At 53.0% G+C, this 20,379-nt stretch carries 11 protein-coding genes and 2 rRNA genes; 7 read left to right on the forward strand and 6 right to left on the reverse strand.

Annotated elements, in window-relative coordinates; genetic code table 11:
- Nucleotides 1–58: 58 nt before the first annotated feature.
- The 3 genes from PSR63_RS16870 (at nucleotide 59) to PSR63_RS16880 (ending at nucleotide 4,047) form a co-directional block, all read left to right on the forward strand.
- The gene (locus PSR63_RS16870) at nucleotides 59–1,456 is read left to right on the forward strand and encodes an ExeA family protein (protein WP_274326849.1); all 1,398 of its coding nucleotides are present in this window, start codon (nucleotides 59–61) and stop codon (nucleotides 1,454–1,456) included.
- 9 nt (nucleotides 1,457–1,465) lie between these two features.
- Nucleotides 1,466–3,025 (forward strand): hypothetical protein, encoded by a 1,560-nt coding sequence (locus PSR63_RS16875; protein ID WP_274326850.1) that lies wholly within the window; start codon nucleotides 1,466–1,468, stop codon nucleotides 3,023–3,025.
- 77 nt (nucleotides 3,026–3,102) lie between these two features.
- A complete protein-coding gene (locus PSR63_RS16880; RefSeq protein WP_274326851.1) occupies nucleotides 3,103–4,047 on the forward strand; it encodes an SDR family oxidoreductase in 945 nt (314 codons plus the stop codon).
- An 11-nt stretch (nucleotides 4,048–4,058) separates the two neighbouring features.
- Here the strand turns inward: PSR63_RS16880 and PSR63_RS16885 are convergent, their stop codons facing one another.
- Complete coding sequence (locus tag PSR63_RS16885; protein WP_274326852.1) at nucleotides 4,059–5,339, reverse strand: MFS transporter; 1,281 nt, start codon at nucleotides 5,337–5,339, stop codon at nucleotides 4,059–4,061.
- 119 nt (nucleotides 5,340–5,458) lie between these two features.
- Between PSR63_RS16885 and PSR63_RS16890 the strand changes: the two genes are divergently transcribed.
- The 3 genes from PSR63_RS16890 to acs all read left to right on the forward strand — a co-directional run bounded on the left by PSR63_RS16890 (nucleotide 5,459) and on the right by acs (nucleotide 9,804).
- Nucleotides 5,459–6,259, forward strand: a complete 801-nt coding sequence (locus PSR63_RS16890) for a polyprenol monophosphomannose synthase (RefSeq protein WP_274326853.1) — start codon at nucleotides 5,459–5,461, stop codon at nucleotides 6,257–6,259.
- Between the two features lie 209 nt (nucleotides 6,260–6,468).
- Nucleotides 6,469–7,728: a DUF6807 family protein gene (locus PSR63_RS16895; RefSeq protein WP_274326854.1), complete on the forward strand. Its 1,260-nt coding sequence runs from the start codon at nucleotides 6,469–6,471 to the stop codon at nucleotides 7,726–7,728.
- Between the two features lie 120 nt (nucleotides 7,729–7,848).
- A complete protein-coding gene (gene acs / locus PSR63_RS16900; RefSeq protein WP_274326855.1) occupies nucleotides 7,849–9,804 on the forward strand; it encodes an acetate--CoA ligase in 1,956 nt (651 codons plus the stop codon).
- Between the two features lie 6 nt (nucleotides 9,805–9,810).
- On the opposite strand, the gene PSR63_RS16905 is transcribed toward acs, so the two are convergent.
- The 5 genes from PSR63_RS16905 to PSR63_RS16925 form a co-directional block, all read right to left on the reverse strand.
- Nucleotides 9,811–12,051, reverse strand: coding sequence for a type ISP restriction/modification enzyme (locus tag PSR63_RS16905; RefSeq protein WP_274326856.1), 2,241 nt, complete (start codon nucleotides 12,049–12,051; stop codon nucleotides 9,811–9,813).
- Between the two features lie 33 nt (nucleotides 12,052–12,084).
- Complete coding sequence (locus tag PSR63_RS16910) at nucleotides 12,085–12,495, reverse strand: hypothetical protein (RefSeq protein ID WP_274326857.1); 411 nt, start codon at nucleotides 12,493–12,495, stop codon at nucleotides 12,085–12,087.
- Between the two features lie 110 nt (nucleotides 12,496–12,605).
- Nucleotides 12,606–12,714, reverse strand: a 5S ribosomal RNA gene (gene rrf, locus PSR63_RS16915).
- Nucleotides 12,715–12,864: 150 nt separating this feature from the next.
- Nucleotides 12,865–15,705, reverse strand: a 23S ribosomal RNA gene (locus tag PSR63_RS16920).
- Between the two features lie 656 nt (nucleotides 15,706–16,361).
- Nucleotides 16,362–17,018: a hypothetical protein gene (locus tag PSR63_RS16925; protein WP_274326858.1), complete on the reverse strand. Its 657-nt coding sequence runs from the start codon at nucleotides 17,016–17,018 to the stop codon at nucleotides 16,362–16,364.
- Between the two features lie 105 nt (nucleotides 17,019–17,123).
- Between PSR63_RS16925 and mfd the strand changes: the two genes are divergently transcribed.
- Nucleotides 17,124–20,366, forward strand: a complete 3,243-nt coding sequence (gene mfd / locus PSR63_RS16930) for a transcription-repair coupling factor (protein WP_274326859.1) — start codon at nucleotides 17,124–17,126, stop codon at nucleotides 20,364–20,366.
- Nucleotides 20,367–20,379: the final 13 nt, after the last annotated feature.

Below are 20,379 nucleotides of genomic sequence, written 5' to 3' on the forward strand. Positions count from 1 at the left end.
TAGTTCGACCATCCGCAAGGACGCGGAGATCATACCCCTTCCCGGGACACGGATGACCATGTACGAAGAATTTTTTGAATTATCGCATCGCCCATTTCCCAGCGTCCCGTCCTTGGTCGGTTACGTGGAAACGGAGTCTCACCTCGAAGCGATCGAAACCCTGCTGCGATGTGTTCGCCGCGATGAAGGCGTCGGCACACTGATCTCGGCACCAGGGCTTGGCAAGTCGACGATCGCACTGCGTCTGCAAGAAGAGCTGGAAACGGACTTCGAAGTCGTCCGTCTTAACAGTGGTCACTGTGGTTCGCGACGCGCACTGCTTCAGGCAATCGCCTACGAACTAGACCTCCCTTGTCGCGGTCTGGAAGAAGGCGAACTGCGAATTCAATTCGCGGAGTATGTCGAACGCCTGGAAAGCCGTCGAATGATGGGCATCGTCATTCTCGTCGACGAAGCGAATCTACTGCCGATTCGCCTGATGGAAGAGCTTCGCTTGCTGACGAACTTCGCCAGTAAAGATCGTTCCCGAGTGTCCGTCGTCCTGGTCGGGAATATGTCGCTGGAAGAACGTCTCGCGAGCCCTTACCTGATGTCGTTCAATCAGCGAGTTGGCGCCCGGGCCTATCTGCAGCCACTTACGACAGCCGAGGTAGCCAACTACGTCCGCCAACAGATTCAATTGGCCGGAGCGAGTCAAACCATCTTCGATGACTCAGCGATCGAAGCGATTGCTCAGCGTAGCCAAGGTGTTCCACGCCTGGTGAATCAAATCTGCGATCATTCCTTGCTGCTTGCCGCTTTGGGGGATGAGACAACGCTCGACGCGGATGGAATCGAAGAAGCCTGGGCCGATCTGCAGCGACTGCCAGCACCGAAACGGCAGATTCGGACAGACAACGCGCATACGACGGACTCACTAATCGAGTTTGGTTCGCTGGAAGAAACGAAGTCAGAATCCTCGGCGGAGTTCCCTTCGGTTGTTCGCTTTGAAGAGCGATCGCAAGCTGAAGCAGAGGAAGAGTTCACGCCAGAAGCTGCTGAGGAGCCAGAGGTCGAACTGACGTTTCAAAATGCCACCAATCCGTTTGATGAACAATTCGAAAAGGAAGAAGTGGTCCTTGATCGCTTTGCCTCGCTGGGGGATCAAGAGGTCCGAGGCATTCGTCGCGTAGTGAGCCCTCGCAACTCCGAAATCGCGGCATTCCTGGTGGGATCAGAAAAGAATCTTGCCGAGGTCGAAATGGTTCAACCGAGTTACACGAATGCCGAGGGGATGGTCGTCTCGCGCGACTTCTCGACGCATTCGACAGGGTTCTCCGATTTGGACGATCGCGACATTATTGTGATCGACGCCAATGAAACGAAGGTTGAGGAACCACAGCACCCTAAGATGCCAGCGCCGCGTCGCCGAACGTACCGTCAATTGTTCTCTCAACTGCGTCGTCAACACGCATAAGCGGAAGTCATGGCTCGTTTTCTAAAAGCACTGCAAGGACTGAAATCGGATGTCCCTGAGGCAAATCCTCCGCAAGAGGCCTCCTCGGGTTCATCCGATGCATCACCTGAGGTGTCTGACGAGTCAAAGGCCGCAGAAGAAAAGCAGGCAGCTGAATCGCATCCGCGACCCATGTCGCAAACGATCATGATGCAGGAGCCAGCCAACGCACCAGAAACGAAGCCTGCATCACCTCCGGTTGCTTCGCCAGAGCAGAACGAGCTTATCCAAAAACTAACGCAGCAACTCGCCGGCATGCTTAAGCAGCGAGACAAAGTGGCGAAGGAGGTTTCTCAGGTTAAGGAAGAGCTGGCGACACATGACCGACGTCACGAAGACGAAATCATTCGCTTGCGTGATACGCTCGAAACCCATCAGCAATCGTCCAAGACGATCGAAGCGGAATTGAAAGAGATTCAGTCTGAACTCCGCAGGCAGCTCGAAGCACAGCAGGAAGAGTTCGCCAAAAAACTGAGCGAAGTTGAGCAGCGAGTTCAGGCCCAATCCTCGACTCCAACAATCGTCAACGACTCGAATGCTGAGCTTGGAATACAACAGGTTCGCGAGCAGTTAAAGTCTCATGACAAGCGATACGAGCAAGAGATCGTTCGCCTGCGAGATACGCTCCAGTCGCATCAGGAATCCTCCAAGTCGATCCAGACAGAGCTTCTCAAAGAACTCAAACGCCAGGGGGAGTCGTTCGCCAAGCAATTGAGCGATGTTGAGGAGCGAGTGCAACGGCAGGCGACCGCCACGGTACCAGCCGAAGTGAAAGAATCGGAAGTCACTTCGCCAATACCAAGTGTGCCGGAGCCAAAGCCGTTAGAGGCCTCCCCTGTTTTCAAGCCGCAACCGCGAGTAACAACGCCAGAAAAGCCAATTCCAGTTATGGATGCTCTGCGTCGTGCGATCGTTTCTCTTGACGATCCGCAGTACTCGGAGGAGCTTGTTCAGCTTTGCAATTCCATCTTCGGACCGATCGAGCTTTCCGCGATCACGGAGCCGCTCGTTATTTTCCTGGGAACCTGTGTCCCAGGACATGATGCCTCGGGCTTAGCCATTCGCCTGGCAGCCTGGCTAAGTCAGAATGCTTGCGATGTATTCATGATCGATGGTGCATTGAAGAACAAGACGCTGTCGGAGCAAATGGGGCTGCGATCGAGCCCTGGTCTATTTGAGATCGTTCGACGGGAGTCCTATCGCCAGGACGGAACGTATCGCGATAGCGATACCGGGGTATCGATTATTCCGGCAGGCAAGTCTTCGTTCATGCTGACCAGCAGCGAGCAGGACCTTGCTTCGCTGCGTGACCAAATTCGTGAGATCTTAAAAATCTGTTCGGTCGTGTTGGTCGTTGGAGAAGGCCCCGACATTCCCGCGTCTTGGTTGCTCGCGCAAGTCGCCAACAAGACTTATCTTCAGGCAGATCTGGGAAGTGTGTCACGCGAAGACATACAGGCCGCCGTCGATTGTTATCATCAGGTCGGGGTAGATCCGGCTGGATTGATAGCCACCTCGACCCGTAATTAAGTGCTATACTTGGCTGCTAAGTCGTTAGACCTTGCGATCTGCCCCAGACGAACAAACCCTCAGCCAGACTAGTTGCCATGGCCAAGTATCTTGTTACCGGCGGTGCCGGTTTTATCGGTTCTCACATTGTTGACGGTTTGTTGGCCCGAGGCGATGAGGTCGTCATCTACGACAATCTCAGTACCGGAAGTAGAAAGAACCTGCCTGATCACGCCAAAGCAACGTTCATCGAAGGGTCGATCACCGACGCTGATGACTTGGCAAAAGCACTCGACGGCGTTGAGTACGTGTTTCATCAAGCAGCTCTCGCTTCGGTTCCGTTAAGCGTTGAACGACCGCTCGATACAAATCTGCACTGCGTCACAGGTACGCTGAATGTTTTGAACGAAGCCCGCAAAGCTGGCGTGAAACGCGTTGTTTATGCTGCTTCCAGCAGCGCCTACGGAGATCAGCCTTTCTTGGCAAAGCGTGAATCCGACTTGCCTGCTCCCCTTTCCCCGTATGCGGTCGCCAAGTTGGCAGGCGAATACTACTGCCAGGCGTTCTATCATACCTATGGTCTGGAAACAGTCGGTCTACGTTACTTCAATGTCTTTGGCCCGCGGCAAGATCCAGACAGCCCCTACTCGGCCGTGATTCCGATCTTTCTAACACTTCTCTTGAGTGGCAAGCAGCCAGTCGTCTATGGAGACGGTCAACAGTCTCGCGACTTTACTTACGTGCAGAACATTGTGAGCGCCAACCTCAAGGCGATGGCAGCCGAGGGCGTCGCAGGCCGCATCATCAATGTAGCCAACGGCAAAAGCACTTCCCTGCTGACCTTGCTGAAGTTGCTCAACGAATATCTGGGGACTGACATCCAAGCGAAGCACGATCCTCCTCGCGCCGGTGATGTCCGCGACAGCATGGCCGACAATACGCTCGCCACAAAGCTGCTGGACTACGAGATCGAAGTCGACTTCGACGAAGGACTTAAGCGTTCGATCGAGTATTATCGCGAGCTGGCCCTGCAGCGGGCATAGAATCGAAGAGTCTAAAGCGACTCATTCACACAGTGCGATCGTTCTTCCAATACCGGCTGATCTTCTTCCTGCGATACGATCGGCTTGGCGAATCGCTGATTCAACAGGGCAATGACCGTCAATAGCACGGCGACGGTCATGAAGGTAATCGGATAGGCTGGTAGGTCGGCTTTGCGGCTTCCTGCAATCATCAAGCCGATCAGTGGCTGACCAAACAAGCCGCCTGAGTCGAGCATCACCAGCATCAGGTTCGTACCGGTGCCTCGATACTTCTTAGGGAACGCAATACTTCCACCACCGATGATCGCTGGGAAGATCAACGCGTGGGCCATGCCACCCACGATCGCAGGAAGCGGCAAGAGCCAGGGGTTTTTCGCTAGGAGGTAAAGCGTCAGGCTAATCGACAAGAGCAAGATGCCGATAGTGGCCGCGTTCTTCACGCCAATGCGCTCAGGCACTTTGCGGGTAAGCAACCGACATGTAAATGCCGTTATCGCATAGACGAGGAAAAACGAGCTGATGTGCTCGATACCGATTTCCTTCGCGTAGCTTCTTAAAAAGATCTGCGGGAACAGTACGCCCACACCCATCGCAAAGGACATGACCAGCATCCAGCCTGGATGGTATTCACGGATCAAGCGAATGATCGAGGGATGGCCGCTTGAACGCTGTGGTTTGTCTTGGCGTGTGGCAAAGTATGCCAGTGTGATCGAAACCACACACGCACCTAAGGCAACCAAGAACATGGTGTTGATCTTCGCGTCGATTGCAGCTTCACCAGCGAAGATGATGTCACCGATGAGTGGGCCGATCGCCAGACCAATGAACCCGGACGAACCCAATACGCCAATCAATTCAGTACTTCGCCCCTTGGGGGCTTTCAGGGAAATGGCGGTGATCGAAGCTCCAAACGCACCTGCGAGACCGACCATGTAGCACAGTCGAAGAAAATAGATCAGTGGGCCGTCGACGTTGCCGACAATAAAGTGTCCGACGATCGCACAGAGGAGAAGGCAAAGTGATCCGAGCCAAACGACGCGGGTTCCGAACCGGTCGATCACCGCTCCCTGGGCAAATCGAGCCAGCACGGCTCCACCCATCCCAAAACCAGTGATTAGCCCCAGATCGTACTCGTCACCACCCAGATAATTGACAAAGTCGAAGTAACGGAACAAGGAGCTGTTACAGACAATCAGCGCCGTATTGGCAAAGTAAGCCAGCCAGAATTCACGGCCGTAAGCAATTTGCGGGGCAGTCGATGTCTCATCGGCCGTTACTACGGCGGAATTCATGGGTCCTCGGCTCGGTTTTGTGTTCTCTCTGGTTAGAATGTAAGTATAGGCATTCCCAGACCGGAAATCCTTGGAAGCCTATCTAAGGACAGTCTGAGTACGAACTTTTGACCAACAAAATGAGTAAAATCGCTGACAAAACTGAGGCGACACCCCGTAGCGATCTGGCTAAGGGGGACGAACACTCCGTGAAGACGGGGCGTGTTCTGATTGCCATCGCCACTTACAACGAGATTGAGAACTTACCCATTCTCGTTGAACGACTCGTGGACACTTTGCCTGAGGCGGATTTGTTGGTCATTGATGATGGCTCGCCAGACGGAACCGGCCAGTGGTGCGAAGATCACGCCAAGATGAATGCGCGGATGCACTGCCTTCATCGGAAGGGCAAACCAGGACTTGGTTCTGCGATTATCGCCGCGATGCAATATGCCATCGACAATAACTATGACGTGATGATCAATCTGGATGCCGACCTTAGTCATCCACCTGAGAAGATCCCTGAACTTCTGGAAGCGTGGCAAGCCGGGGCATCGGAGAGTACGGTCGCCATCGGCTCGAGGTATGTTCCCGGAGGCGGCATTACCGGCTGGCCTCTGAAACGCCACTTCATGAGTCGCGGGATCAATATGTACACGCGGTGGCTGCTGTGGTTACCGATGGCCGACTGCAGCGGAAGTTTTCGTGCTTACCCTGTGAACCTGTTGCGAAAGATCGACTTCGACTCGTTTCTTAGCTACGGGTACTCTTTCTTTGAAGAGGTACTCTTCCACTTGAAAGAGCAGGGGGCCACGTTCGTCGAAGTTCCCTTCCAGTTCGTCGAGCGACAGTACGGCAGCTCTAAGATCAACATGCGGAAAGCGATGGTTGCCGTTTGGACGATCTTCCGACTTGGTCTGAAAGCTTGGCGTCCCTGGTAAAGTTCTTGCCGAAATGATTCGCGGCCGCAAATGGACCGCGAATTCTATCTCTGAATTTCGTAGTGAATCGGCGATTTTCACTATGGAATACTGCCAGATAGGGGGAATCTCTCCTCCGCAACCATTCACTAGTGGTTTGTGATTTCTCGCGCGTTTATGATGGAACGTGCTTTACATCCCGCCCTTCAACGTCGAAAGGATCCCAATCGATGTTCCCTGTACGTACCCTTATCGTTTCCTGTGCCCTTGGTCTGCTGTGGCTTCCTGGCGTCAACGCAGCAGAGACCTTCCAGGTTAAAGTGGCTGCTCAGGGGGATGCAAAGCGGGCAATTCCTCTCCAAGTTGATGTTGCTGTCCCGAAAAGCTTTGCCGATGTCGGACTGGTTGAACTGACGACCAACGGTGGAGACACGCTTTACGGCCAACTGACCAAGCCAGGTCTCGGCGACCCTTCATCCGATCCGCTGGCCCGTGAGCTGCATCTTGTTTTGCCGAAGAAGATGGTAGGACCCGAGCAAGAGTTCGCCGTTTCTATTTTGGAAAACAAAGAGGGGCTGACGGAGTTCCACTTCCAAGATGAAGCAGGTAAACACAAAGATCTGTTGTTCGGCGATCGTCCCGTGCTTCGTTACATGTACGAGGCGGTAGATTCCAGCTCGGAAGACCGTCGCAAGGAAACGATGAAGGTCTATCATCACCTGTTTGATCCGAAGGGAGAGAACCTTCTCACGAAGGGACCAGGTGGATTGTTCCAGCATCACCGGGGCATTTTCTACGGGTTCAATCGCATCAGCTACGAGCAAGATGGCCAGAAGAAGTCTGCCGACGTCTGGCACTGCAATAAGAAAGAAAGTCAAACCCACGAAGCATTCGTTCGTGAAGAAGTTGGCCCGGTCATGGCTCGTCAACTTCTAGAGATCGATTGGAATGGTCAGGACGGTAAGACCTTCGCGACCGAATTGCGTCAAATGACCGTCTATCACGTTGATGGTGCTCAGGTAATCGATTTCACTTCTGAGTTAACGGCCAAGGCCGACAACATGAAGGTCGATGGCGACCCGCAGCACGCTGGCTTCCAATATCGAGCAACTCAGCACGTGCCAGATAACACGGCCAAGCAGACCTATTACGTTCGCCCGGACGGAAAGGGTGAGCCAGGTAAGTTTCGCAATTGGCCAGGCAACAAAGACCACGTCGATCTTGAATTCAACGCACTCAGCTTTGTCGCGTTCGACCAACGCTACACCTGTTGCTATCTGGATTCTCCAGAGAATCCGAAACCGGCTCGCTTCAGCGAACGAGACTATGGACGGTTTGGTTCGTATTTCGCGACCGAGATCTCCCAAGACAAACCGCTAGAGCTTAACTACCGACTCTGGCTTCAGGCTGGCGAAATGGAAGTTGCTGAGGTCAAACAGCTGCGCGACGACTTTGTTGACCCACCTAAAGTTACGGTGGAAGCCGGGTAATCGCCCAAAAGCGGGGATTGGGGGCATTCGTTGACACCTCGGTTACCCGTACCTAAAATCGCGTGTTCACCCCAATGGAAAATACTCCATCATAAGTAAACCTTTTAGGATGTGCTGTTCATGTCGGATGGTAAAACCGGGCAAATTGACAACGTGATGCATGAATCGCGACTCTTCCCCCCGAGTGAAGAGTTCGCGTCGAAGGCCCGGGTTAAGTCGGTCGAAGAGTACCAGCAGAAGTGGGACGAAGCGCAAGCGGACCTGCCTGCGTTCTGGGATAAGTTCGCCAAGGAAGAACTTCACTGGTTCGAGCCCTATAACGAAGTCCTCGAGTGGAATTGCCCCAACGCCAAGTGGTTTGTCGGCGGCAAGACCAACGTCAGCTACAACTGCCTCGACCGACATTTAGGGACTCCAACTGCGGACAAGACAGCCATCTTGTGGGAAGGGGAGCCTGGCGACCAGCGATCACTGACCTACAAAGAACTACATGCCGAGGTTTGCAAGTTTTCCAATGCTCTTAAGAGCCTTGGGGTCGGGGAAGGGGACCGTGTTTCGCTCTACATGCCCATGGTTCCAGAGTTGGCAATTGCCATGCTCGCCTGTGCCCGGATCGGTGCCATCCACTCTGTGATCTTTGCTGGGTTTTCGGCGGAATCGATCGCGGACCGCAATAACGATGCTCATGCGAAGGTCATTGTCACAGCGGACGCTGGCTGGCGTCGCGGTAAAGAATTGCCACTCAAAGCGATCGTTGACGAAGCCCTTGAGAAATCGGAATCGATCGAAAAGTGCGTCGTGCTGAAACGCGTCGGCAATGATATCGAGATGAAATCCGATCGGGATGTCTGGTGGCACGAGCTGATGGATGCCGCCTCGGAGGACTGCCCGGCGACACCGTTGGATAGCGAAACTCCGCTGTTCATTCTGTACACCAGCGGTTCCACCGGAAAGCCAAAGGGCATTCTGCATACGACTGCCGGATACAACCTGTACGCGAAAAAGACCTTTGAGTGGGTCTTTGATCACCGCGATGATGACATTTACTGGTGTACGGCTGACTGCGGATGGATCACCGGCCACAGCTACGTGGTGTACGGTCCATTCTCGGCGGGGGCGACATGCGTGATGTACGAAGGTGCCCCGAATCATCCAGATGAAGGTCGGTTCTGGGAAATCGTTGAGAAGTACAAGGTCACCATTTTGTACACGGCTCCGACGGCCATTCGTGCCTTTATCAAGTGGGGCGACCAGTGGGTCGACAAGCACGATCTATCGAGCTTGCGGCTGCTTGGCACCGTGGGCGAAGGCATCAATCCTGAAGCCTGGATGTGGTACCACAAGAAGATCGGTTCCGAGAAGTGCCCAATCGTTGATACCTGGTGGCAGACCGAGACGGGCGGCATCATGATGTCGCCGCTACCCGGGGCCATCGCCACGAAGCCTGGCAGTTGTACCCGGCCGTTATTTGGTATCGTGCCTGGTATCTTTGATGAATCGCTCAACGAAGTTGGAACCAACCAAGGCGGAATGCTCACGATCACGCAGCCATGGCCAGGTATGCTGCGAGGCGTTTGGGGTGACGAAGAGCGTTTCAAGGAAACCTATTGGTCGAAAGTCCCTGGTAAGTACCTGGCAGGCGATAACGCCCGTTGCGATGAAGATGGTTACTACTGGATCATGGGTCGAATCGACGACGTCATCAATGTCGCCGGTCACCGGTTGAGTACCATTGAAGTTGAGAGTGCGTTGGTGTCGCATCCTCTCGTTGCGGAAGCGGCGGTTGTCGGTCGTCCACATGAAGTGAAAGGAGAAGCAATTGCTGCCTTCGTCACGCTCAAGGGAACGGACGATACTGAGGAAGCCCGCGACATTTTGAAGCAGCATGTCCGTAAGGAAATCGGCGCTCTGGCTGTACCTGATGATATCCGCTTCACCGCTACCTTGCCGAAGACTCGTAGTGGAAAGATCATGCGTCGCTTGCTACGCGACATTGCATCGGGCAAAGAAGTGGTCGGTGACACGACGACACTCGAGGATTATTCGGTGTTGGCCAAGCTTCGCGAAGAAGATTAAGGCTTATCACGTTAACTTGGAAATTCCCAAAGCTCGGTGCAACCCACCGAGCTTTTTTATGCTTTCATCAACTTGCCGCATGAGAACTTTTGTCTCTCCAACGGCTTTGATGATGTGAAGGTATCGGGCAACTTCTTCCTTTGACAGAATCATCCCCCGACGGTCTTTTAGCCACTTTCGTAGAACCTGATGACTTCCGATATGGAAGAGCCAAGTATCGGTTTCAGCTTGTGCGATGGGCGTATTTCGGTCGATCCACACCAAGTCATCTCGATGTTGGGGGTGTCCTGGTGCGATCGGGGTGTGGGGAGGAAAGACACCGTCAGTGTCGAGTTCTTCACGAGACAAGTGCAGCGAAATCAACTGCTTCCCTAGTTCGGACAGTTGCCTATATACATCACGATCGGCAGGGAACAATACTCGTGGAAACTCGATCCGCAGATGATCTGAAAATTGGGTACGGTATTCGTTGCTGTGGAAAAGACCATAGACGAACGCCATTAGTGACTCAGCAGTCACGTCTGACAAATGAGACGGGAGAAGTTCGCGGTTAATGTTTTCCTGACCGTGAATTGCCAATGGCAAAAGTGTCTCGTTACCTCGGTTATCGCTGCGAAGTAGGCCATCGATCGCTAAGCAATCGGTAACGAAGAAGAAATTGCAGGGTCGGTCAGGCGGCATTTGTCGGCGAACAACCAAGCCAATTGAATTCGCATTTCGCATCTCGTTCATGACCTCGCCGCGTGGCCAGTCGATCATGCTGGAGGACCAATAGATCCAGCGACGATCGAATGGACGATAAGCACAGGCTTCAACTCGATCTTGCCATTGGTCGTCTTCGTCAAGTGTTTCCCGGGCCGACGGCAATTTCCAGCCTCGCGTATCACCAGGCGGGTACTGGCTGCTGCGTGGGCGTGGGAAATACTTAGATCGCAGCTTGTCGTCCGAAACACGGTGGTCACGAAATTCATCGATTCGAGCCAAGAGTCGTTCTCGAGAGGTATCAATGACAATCGCATCCCGCGCGGTAACGACCGTGGAAGTCCCTTGCGGGAATAGCTCCGTGATCAATACCCCCCGGGCATATTCGTGTGACGCGTGAAAAGAGCGAGGCGAAAGAAAGTAATGAGGGGACGCGGGGGCAATGTCTTGATCAACAAGTTCGTCCCAACTGGATTCGGCGATCTCTTTCAGCTTTGAATCGCGTGGCCCCCAGCGTTCACCATATCGAACGGACTGCTTCTTCTCAGGCGAGGGAGATCTCGAGAAAAGCGATATGGCGACGCCCTGTCCGATATCAAAGACGCTTTCATCGCGGGTAAGCCGAGACGTCGTCCCTCTTTTCTTGGAATTGCCATTCAGGTCGAGCAGATCAATATCATCGAACTGATCCAGTAGTTGAAAGCGAAGGCCGCGGAAGGTGACATTGTCTAAGAAGCCATGGTTAATCACAAAACCAATGACACCGTACTTCGATCGCTCTAGATGCCACTGGGCGATACGCAGAAACTTGACGTAGTCGTCATGCAGCCAGAATTTCTTCTCTTGAAGCGGATGTCCGTCGACTTCGAAGTAGCTGCGAAAGTCCGATTTTTCGGCTGTCGTACCCCTGAGTAGCTGCCTAATCCAGGCACTGGTATTGGTTGATGCCGCAGCATAGGGAGGATTCCCCAGGACAATTGTCGCTGGGGAACCAAGTTCAGTATGAACATCGCATTCCAAAGCATTTCCACAGTAGACGGAAACAGGATCGATATCCGTATGCGGAATACCATTGTCTTCGAGGAACTGCGTGAGCAAGCTCTGTAGATGCTCGATCGCATCGGGCATGATTTCAATAGCGTGTAGTCGACCAGGTAGATCTTCGGCAACGTATTCTCGCCATCGGGTATCGGCATCCTTTCGATTTTGTGAGCGCGAAACGATGTTCTTATGCATCTGCTTCAGTACGGCAATCAGAAAGATGCCGGACCCAGCCGCAGGCTCTAAGATCTTGATGAAAGGTTGTCGTCGATCGATTTCGGATGGGAGTTCCGTCTTAAATCGTTTCCCCAGGGAATCCCAAGTCGAAGTATCTGCCAAACCATTCGGTAGTAGAAACTTGCTTTTCAGCCGAGCGTCGACTTGGAAGACAATTCGTTGGGCGATTTCCCAGGGGGTGTAGAACACGCCTCGGTCGCGACGTTTCTGGGGGGAATTTCTGGCGAGCTCGGCCTCGATTCGATAAGCAGATGGCCCAATGCTCACGTGAGATGGATCCTTCCTGGCGCACTTCGACGTCTAGAGATCGAAGTCCTGGGAGTCGATGCGGAGAATTCCCTCGTCGCCGACAAAGTTATCACCCTCGCCTTGCTTGATAAGCAGTTGCCCATCACCTTCTGAACCGTGAACATCGTACACGATGTAATCAGGCGTACCAAACTCCTCAGCAACCTCGTGACTCGCCTCGGTGTTGATCCAAGCAGAATGAATCTCGCCGAGGTGTTCCTTCACGATTGGGTTTTCGCCGTACTTCTGTTGAATCTGAGAAGTGGCCTGGGAGTTGACACCAAAATAGACCAAGCCTCCACATACCAGGCAACTAACGAGAATCAGTCCCGACACAGCCGCAATCGCAAGGACCAAAGGAGACGCAGCGCCTTTTCGACGAGCCGAGCGATAGATTGGGAAGATCGAATGTGATTCAGACAAAGGATAGGCCTGGTTAGCGTTGATGAGTGGTGGAGAAACCCTGTTTTACTTTGCCCATGGGCAATAAAAAAGCCCCGCTTGTTATAAGCGGGGCTTTGAAGTGTAAATGAATCCGGCGATACCTACTTTCGCACTGGTGGGCACTATCATCGGCTGGTTGTGCTTAACTGCTGTGTTCGGAATGGGAACAGGTGTTTCCACAACCATATGGTCACCGGAAAGAACCTGACTGACGTGTGGGCCAAGTCAGGCTCAATTTGGTTTGGTAGAGGTGTTTGCGTATTCGCAACACGTTCGATGGTTTGTTGAGAACCTTGTGAATCGTCACTTGGTATTCAAGTTGGCTCAACGAGTGAGCGTTGAATATAAGTGGTCAAGCTTTCGTCCGTTAGTACCAGTTAGCTGAACACATTACTGTGCTTACACATCTGGCCTATCAACCTGGTCGTCTTCCAGGGGACTCTCGTACAAAGTACTTACGAAACCTAATCTTGGAGCGGGCTTCACGCTTAGATGCTTTCAGCGTTTATCCTTTCCGTTCATAGCTATCCAGCCGTGCCACGGGCATGACAACTGGGACACCAGAGGAACGTCCTTCCAAATCCTCTCGTACTAAAGAAGAATCTCCTCAAGTTTCGTACGCCCACAGCAGATAGGGACCGACCTGTCTCACGACGGTCTGAACCCAGCTCACGTACCACTTTAATCGGCGAACAGCCGAACCCTTGGGAGCTTCTTCACCCCCAGGATGTGATGAGCCGACATCGAGGTGCCAAACCGCATCGCCGCTATGGACGCTCGGATGCGATAAGCCTGTTATCCCCGGAGTACCTTTTATCTGATGAGCGATAGCCCTTCCATACGGGACTACCGGATCACTATGACCTACTTTCGTATCTGTTCGACCTATGGGTCTCACAGTTAAGCACCCTTCTACCATTGCGCTCTATGCCTGATGACCAACCAGGCTGAGGGTACCTTTGCACTCCTCCGTTACTCTTTGGGAGGAGACCGCCCCAGTCAAACTGCCCAACTGACACTGTTCCTAGTCTGGATTCACAGAAATTCTAGGTTAGAGCTAAAACATATTCAGGGTGGTATTTCAAGGATGGCTCCATCTACACTGGCGTGCAAACTTCAAAGCCTCCCACCTATCCTACACAAAACATATCTCAGACCAATATCAGCCTACAGTAAAGGTTCACGGGGTCTTTCCGTCTAACTGCGGGAACGTGGCATCTTCACCACGACTACAATTTCACCGGGTCGGTGGTTGAGACAGTGCTCCAGTCATTACGCCTTTCATGCAGGTCGGAACTTACCCGACAAGGAACTTCGCTACCTTAGGACCGTCATAGTTACGGCCGCCGTTTACCGGGGCTTCGGTCGAGAGCTTGCACCCGCTTCCTTAACCTACCGGCACCGGGCAGGCGTCAGACCCTATACATCCTCTTGCGAGTTGGCAGGGTCCTGTGTTTTTGATAAACAGTTGCCAGAGCCGATTTACTGTGACCCCCAGCAGCGTGAACCGCCAGGGGCACCCCTTATCGCGAACTTACGGGGCCATTTTGCAGAGTTCCTTAACCACCGTTCTCCCGAGCGCCTTGGTCTTCTCGACCCGCCTACCTGTGTCAGTTTTAGTACGGTTACAGTTGCTTCAACCTTTAGAAGCTTTTCTTGGACGTCCCGCTGATGATTACCTCCGAAGAGTCAGCGCTCTAACTTGGCTTGTGAGGACGGATTTGCCTATTCCTCACCTTGCTAGAGCCCACGGACTGTTCCACCAGTCCGATCACCTTTGAAACGCCGTCCCTCCATCAGTCCACAACCGTAGCGCAGGAATATTGACCTGCTGTCCATCGTCTACGCTTTTCAGCCTCGACTAAGGGACCGGCTAACCCTGGGCGGAATTGCCTTCCCCAGGAAACCTTAGGCTTTCGGCGAACAGGATTCTCACCTGTTTTATCGTTACTCATTCCGGCATAATCACCCGATCGCCCCAACACCGCTCCTTACGGTACGGCTCGTATCTGACGATCGGCGCTCTCCTACCATTCTTTCGAATCCGCTGCTTCGGTGAAATGCTTACTCCCGTTCATTATCGGCGCAGAATTGCTCGACCAGTAAGCTGTTACGCACTTTTTAAATGGTGGCTGCTTCTAAGCCAACATCCTGGTTGTCTCGGCAATTCAACTTCCTTAGTGACTGAGCATCTCTTGGGGACCTTAGCAGACGGTCTGGGTTGTTTCCCTCTCGACCGCGAAGCTTATCCCTCGCGGACTGACTCCTGAGATAGTCGCACCGGTATTCGGAGTTTGGTCCAGCAGGGTACCCCGGGAAGGGCCCCAAACCGATTCAGTCTCTCTACCCCCGGTACGTAGTGGCTCAAGGCTAGCCCAAAAGCTATTTCGGAGAGAACGAGATATCTCCAGGTTTGATTAGACTTTCACTCCTCCCCACAAGTCATCCCCTCAGTTTTCAACCTAAGTGGGTTCGGTCCTCCACGCGGTATAACCCGCGCTTCAACCTGCTCATGGGTAGATCACCTGGTTTCGCGTCTACCACCTACGACTAACGCCCTATTAAGACTCGGTTTCCCTCTGGCTACAGCCCGTAAGGCCTTAACCTGCCGCAGACGGTAACTCGCCGGATCATTATGCAAAAGGCACGCCGTCACCCATTAATCGGGCTCCGACCGCTTGTAGGCACATGGTTTCAGGTTCACATACCTCCCCTTGTCGGGGTTCTTCTCATCTTTCACTCGCGCTACTGAGTTCACTATCGGTCATCAGAGAGTATTTAGCCTTACGGGATGGGCCCCGCAGATTCAATCCAGGTTTCACGTGACTGGACCTACTCAGGTACCTCTCGGAAGACTACACAACTTTCGCCTACGGGACTGTCACCCTCTATGGTTGACCTTTCCATGTCATATCGGCTAGTCGGCAGTTTTGTAACTTCCATATGAGAGGCCCTACAACCCCCTGAGGAAAATCCTCAAGGTTTGGGCTATTCCGCGTTCGCTCGCCGCTACTGACGGAATCGATTTTTCTTTCTTCTCCTCTAGGTACTTAGATGTTTCAGTTCCCTAGGTTGAACAGGAATCCCGGGATCAACGTTCGTTTGACAACTTCCCCAGGCTTATCGCAGTCTTCCACGCCATGTCTTCTGATGCCAAGACATCCCCCATGTGCCCTTAATAGCTTGACCACAAATATTCAAAGCTCGCTTAGGGTTAGCAAACCCATACCAGCTTGAACAACCAAACTATTTCGGACTACCTAATGTGACTGGCTTGTCTAAGGCCAATCACTGAGATCCGATCTTGTAACGATTCACAATGCTGCGTGACACACTTCACTTGCCAACCCTCTCAGGTTGGCCATGTGATGAGGCCCGACAGACATCGAGATTCTCTTTAAGAACGGCTACCACTCAAAATCGGCACTGCCCTGATTTCAGCTAGGCTGAGAATCAAGAGCAACACTTTTTGGTAATAACCATAACTCTATGAAATTGCATCGTTTATGTCGCAACAAAGCTTTCGTTGAGCAAGCGGCCTGCCAATGACAAACCCCAAGCTCGACATCCACTTTGCTACGCAAATGCCATCTACCAACCAAATTGTCAAAGATCATGATCACTTCTTGGTGAAGTGAGTGTTCCCTGTCGAGGAATTAACCTCAACTGGAAGGACGCAATGTATCACTGGACGGCCAACATTGTCAAACGGGGGTGGTGAGAATTTGACCATGATTTTTGGCAATCGGTCGCAAGTGGCGAGGTCATAATGGGTTATGCGTTCGCGAAATCTTTGCATTTACTTCAGGATTCCTGAATGTGAGGTGAATACATGGAGATTTCCACTATTGGGACGAGAGCAAATAGGGTGCTTCGAATCGATATTCGATGTCCTTTTCCGTTACGTTGAGGCCGAACACCCCTACTTTAATGTCTTTCTCGAGCGAACAGCGGCGTTCTAACACCTTGCGCCACGTCGAGTTGTCGTAAGTTGCCGAGAGTATAAGTCGGTCTTTTCGGCGTTCCAGGCGAAGGGTGATTGGCTTGTCTTCCATCGGGAAGTTGCCACCACCTATCAATTGCCCCTGTTTGTATTGCTCGCAGCTGAGAAATACCGCGTTGGCTTCGCCACTGGCCGTTCTCGTCCAGCGAAGTAGGTTGCGATCGTCCTGCCAGAGCAGTATTCCCGCAGCAACATAGCTTGCGTGTCCATCGACACCGGTCTGCGCTTGTGGCCTCGGGTAGTCTCCCACGCGTACTTCAAAGAGAAAGTCTTCGTTAACGTCTTTAAGCACGCGAGGAGCGTTGGTGATCTGAATTCGCGGGTTCATGTCGTGCAGCCCCGCTGGAATCGACATCGAGATGCCAGAGTCCACGAAATCAACCGGACAATTGCCAACTGGATCGATGACCTCACCCCAGCCCGGGAGTTCTTCGGCCGAGAGAGTTGCGACACCGGTGAAGTAGGTGAGTAAGAGAACCAACAGAAGGCGAAGGTCCATGAAAAAGTTCCTTTTGAACGAAGTACATGGCGGGAAGGACAAGAAAACAGCGGATCGCATCTTGGCCCGATTCTATCATTCACTCTAGAATTCACGACTACGAAAATGAGCATTGCGACATCCCAGCAAGCGGCGACGATGCTCAAAAGTCTGCCGCAATGTTTCGAGCAGAATGAATCGTTCCAAAACGTAGTCCAGGCCCTGAAGCAAGGGAAGGACGCAACTTTGGAAGGAGTCTGGGGCTCAGCCTGCGCGCTGGTGGCCGCTGCTTTCTTCGGCGAAGTGTCCCCGCATGTCGTACTTGTCGCTCCTCATCTGACCGAGATCGACAAGCTTGCCGAAGCGCTGCCGCTGTTTTCCAACGCGGATGTCGCCGCATTTCCGGCCTGGGAGTCATCGCCTGACGAACGTCGACTGCACGACGAGATTTACGCTGCCCGGCTGAGACTCTTAAAGCAGTTGGTTTATGGCAAGTGTCCTTCCCTCTTGGTCACTTCCATCGAGAGCTTGATTCAGCCCGTTCCTGGTAAAGAGAACATCGTTGCCAACAGCCGCCGCCTTGAAGTGGGTCAGCAGTTGCTGCCGGAGGAATTAGGCAAGTGGCTGCTCGCTCACAAATATCACTCGACAACGGCGGTGGAGTTGCCAGGCGAGTTTTCCTTGCGAGGGGGCATTCTCGATATCTTTGCTCCTGATTGGCAACGGCCGGTGCGGGTGGAGCTGTTTGGCGATGAAATCGAATCACTCCGCGAAATTGATGTCCAAACGCAACGTAGTGTCGATTCACTTCAACAGATCGATATCACGGCCCTCAGGCATTCGCGAGACTACCAGGGTAGTTTTGTTGATTACTTACCGGAAGATTCTGTGTTTCTGCTGATCGAGCCCGATCAGATGAAGCAAACGGCGAACGATTATCTGAAGCGTGTCGATGACGTACGCGATGCCTTTGAGTTTGCAGAGACCATCGTCAGGCTAAACGACTTTCGTAAGGTTTCGGTGGCAGGCATCGCGAGCGGATCGTTTAACGTAACGGCCAATCTGAACTTTGAGTCGGTCGAACAGTTTAGCGGCGATGTCGAACGTGTCCGGGGTGAATTGGATGTCGTCAGCCAGAATCTAGACGTCGTCATCGTTTCGCAGACGGAAGCCGAAGTCGAACGGTTGCATGAGATTCTCGATGCAACGCAGGTCGCCAAGTCGGGGCGGCTTCATTATGTGTTGGGAGAATTGCACCAAGGTTTTCGCTTTCGTGATGGGCAACTCGTGCTGGTTAGTGGCAACGAGATCTTCCATCGTGGAGCTCTGCACCGCACCAAGACGCGACGTCTCGGCAAGGTCATCGATAGTTTTCTTGACCTGAAAAAGGGAGATCTGGTTGTTCATCTTGGTCATGGCATTGGCCGTTATCGAGGCTTGCGGCTGATCGAGAAGCAAGGGCACGCCGAAGAGCACTTGGTGCTGGAGTTTCACGGCGAGACCAAGATCTTTGTCCCAGCTTCCAAGATCGATCTTGTTCAGAAATATGTTGGCGGCAGCAAGACCCGGCCTCCCCTGGCACGCATTGGCGGTGTTGTCTGGAAGAAGCAGAAAGAGAACGTTGAAAAGGCGGTCAAGGATCTGGCCGCCGATCTCCTGCAAGTTCAAGCCGAACGAAAGAGTCGCCCTGGGATCGCTTTCGCTGAAGATACACGCTGGCAGTACGAGTTTGACGCCTCGTTTCCCTACACGGAAACGGACGACCAGGTGCTGGCCATCGCTGCCATCAAGCAGGATATGATCCAGCCTCGTCCTATGGATCGCTTGTTGTGTGGTGATGTCGGTTTTGGAAAGACGGAAGTCGCGATGCGGGCAGCATTCAAGGCGGTCGACAATGGCTTCCAGGTAGCTGTCCTCGTACCCACGACGATCCTGGCCGAACAGCACTACAAGAGCTTTCGGGAGCGGATGGCTGAATTCCCTTTCACCATTGCTCGTCTCAGTCGATTTGGTACGGCCAAAGAGCAGCGGGAAGTCGTTGGAGGGTTGAAGGCGGGTACCGTTGATGTGGTCATTGGTACGCATCGTTTGGCTTCTAAGGATATCGAGTTTCAAAACCTAGGCGTCGTCATCATTGATGAAGAGCAGCGTTTTGGTGTCGAGGTGAAAGAGCGGTTGAAGCATCTGCGTACAACCGTGGACGTGCTCACCATGACGGCGACTCCCATTCCGCGAACCCTGCATATGTCGCTGGTGGGTGTCCGAGATATCAGTAATCTGGAAACCGCGCCTAAAGATCGTATCGCGGTTGAAACCAAGGTTTCACGATGGAATGACGAACTCATCCGTCATGCGGTCCTGCGTGAATTGAACCGCGGTGGGCAAGTCTATTTCGTTCACAACCGCGTTCAAGATATTCAGCTGGTGGCCGCGAAGCTGCAGCGGATCGTGCCGGAAGCGAAGATCGGGATTGGCCACGGCCAAATGGCCGAAGGGGCGCTCGAGCAGGTCATGGTCGACTTTATTGACGGGAAGTTCGACTTGCTGCTGGCGACTACGATTATCGAGAGTGGGCTCGACATTCCTAACGCGAATACCATTTTCGTTGATGAAGCCGATCGATATGGCTTGGCTGACCTGCACCAACTTCGCGGACGCGTCGGGCGGTCGCACCATCGCGGCTATTGCTATCTTCTGCTTGAGCCAGGCAAGCACCTCACGCCGATCGCTAGCAAGCGTTTGCATGCCATCGAAGAATTCAGCCACATGGGGGCCGGTTTCGCTATCTCGATGCGGGACCTCGAAATCCGCGGTGCTGGCAACATTCTTGGGACCCAGCAAAGCGGGCACATCGCGACGGTTGGCTACGAGTTGTACTGCCAGCTTCTGGAAAGTGCCGTGCGTAAGCTGCAGAAGATGCCGCCGAAGCTGACGATTGATGTCGATATCGATTTGCCTGTTGAGGCATACTTGCCCGACGATTACGTCGGTGATATGCGGCAGAAGATCGATCTTTATCGACGTATGACCCGGATCGCATCCGATGAAGATCTGCAACAAATTGAAGAGGAGATGCGCGACCGCTTTGGACCGACTCCCGAGGCGGTCGAAGAGCTTTTGCGGCTGGTTGCCCTCAAATTAGATGCAGCTTTTTGGCAGGTTTCCGCGATTTACGTCGAGGAAGAGGTCGATCAAACTTTTCTCGTCTTCGTATATACGAATGCATCCAGAATCCAGCAGCTAGCAAAGTTGCGCGGAAAGAAGCTCCGTGTTGTGGACGAGACCCGGGCCTATATTCCGCTGCCAGATGCCAGCATGAATGGATCGGAATTGCTGGATTTTGCAAGAATGATGTTGCGTGCTAGTTAGGTGCGTTCCTATA

Source organism: Bremerella sp. P1 (assembly GCF_028748185.1).
In the GTDB taxonomy this organism is placed as follows: Bacteria; Planctomycetota; Planctomycetia; order Pirellulales; family Pirellulaceae; genus Bremerella.

Bases quoted from the DNA above. Each gene is read 5' to 3' on its own strand.
- PSR63_RS16895 (WP_274326854.1), top strand. From the start codon at position 6,469: ATGTTCCCTGTACGTACCCTTATCGTTTCCTGTGCCCTTGGTCTGCTG.
- acs (WP_274326855.1), top strand. From the start codon at position 7,849: ATGTCGGATGGTAAAACCGGGCAAATTGACAACGTGATGCATGAATCG.
- PSR63_RS16870 (WP_274326849.1), top strand. From the start codon at position 59: ATGTACGAAGAATTTTTTGAATTATCGCATCGCCCATTTCCCAGCGTC.
- PSR63_RS16890 (WP_274326853.1), top strand. From the start codon at position 5,459: ATGAGTAAAATCGCTGACAAAACTGAGGCGACACCCCGTAGCGATCTG.
- mfd (WP_274326859.1), top strand. From the start codon at position 17,124: ATGAGCATTGCGACATCCCAGCAAGCGGCGACGATGCTCAAAAGTCTG.
- PSR63_RS16875 (WP_274326850.1), top strand. From the start codon at position 1,466: ATGGCTCGTTTTCTAAAAGCACTGCAAGGACTGAAATCGGATGTCCCT.
- PSR63_RS16925 (WP_274326858.1), bottom strand. From the start codon at position 17,018: ATGGACCTTCGCCTTCTGTTGGTTCTCTTACTCACCTACTTCACCGGT.
- PSR63_RS16885 (WP_274326852.1), bottom strand. From the start codon at position 5,339: ATGAATTCCGCCGTAGTAACGGCCGATGAGACATCGACTGCCCCGCAA.
- PSR63_RS16880 (WP_274326851.1), top strand. From the start codon at position 3,103: ATGGCCAAGTATCTTGTTACCGGCGGTGCCGGTTTTATCGGTTCTCAC.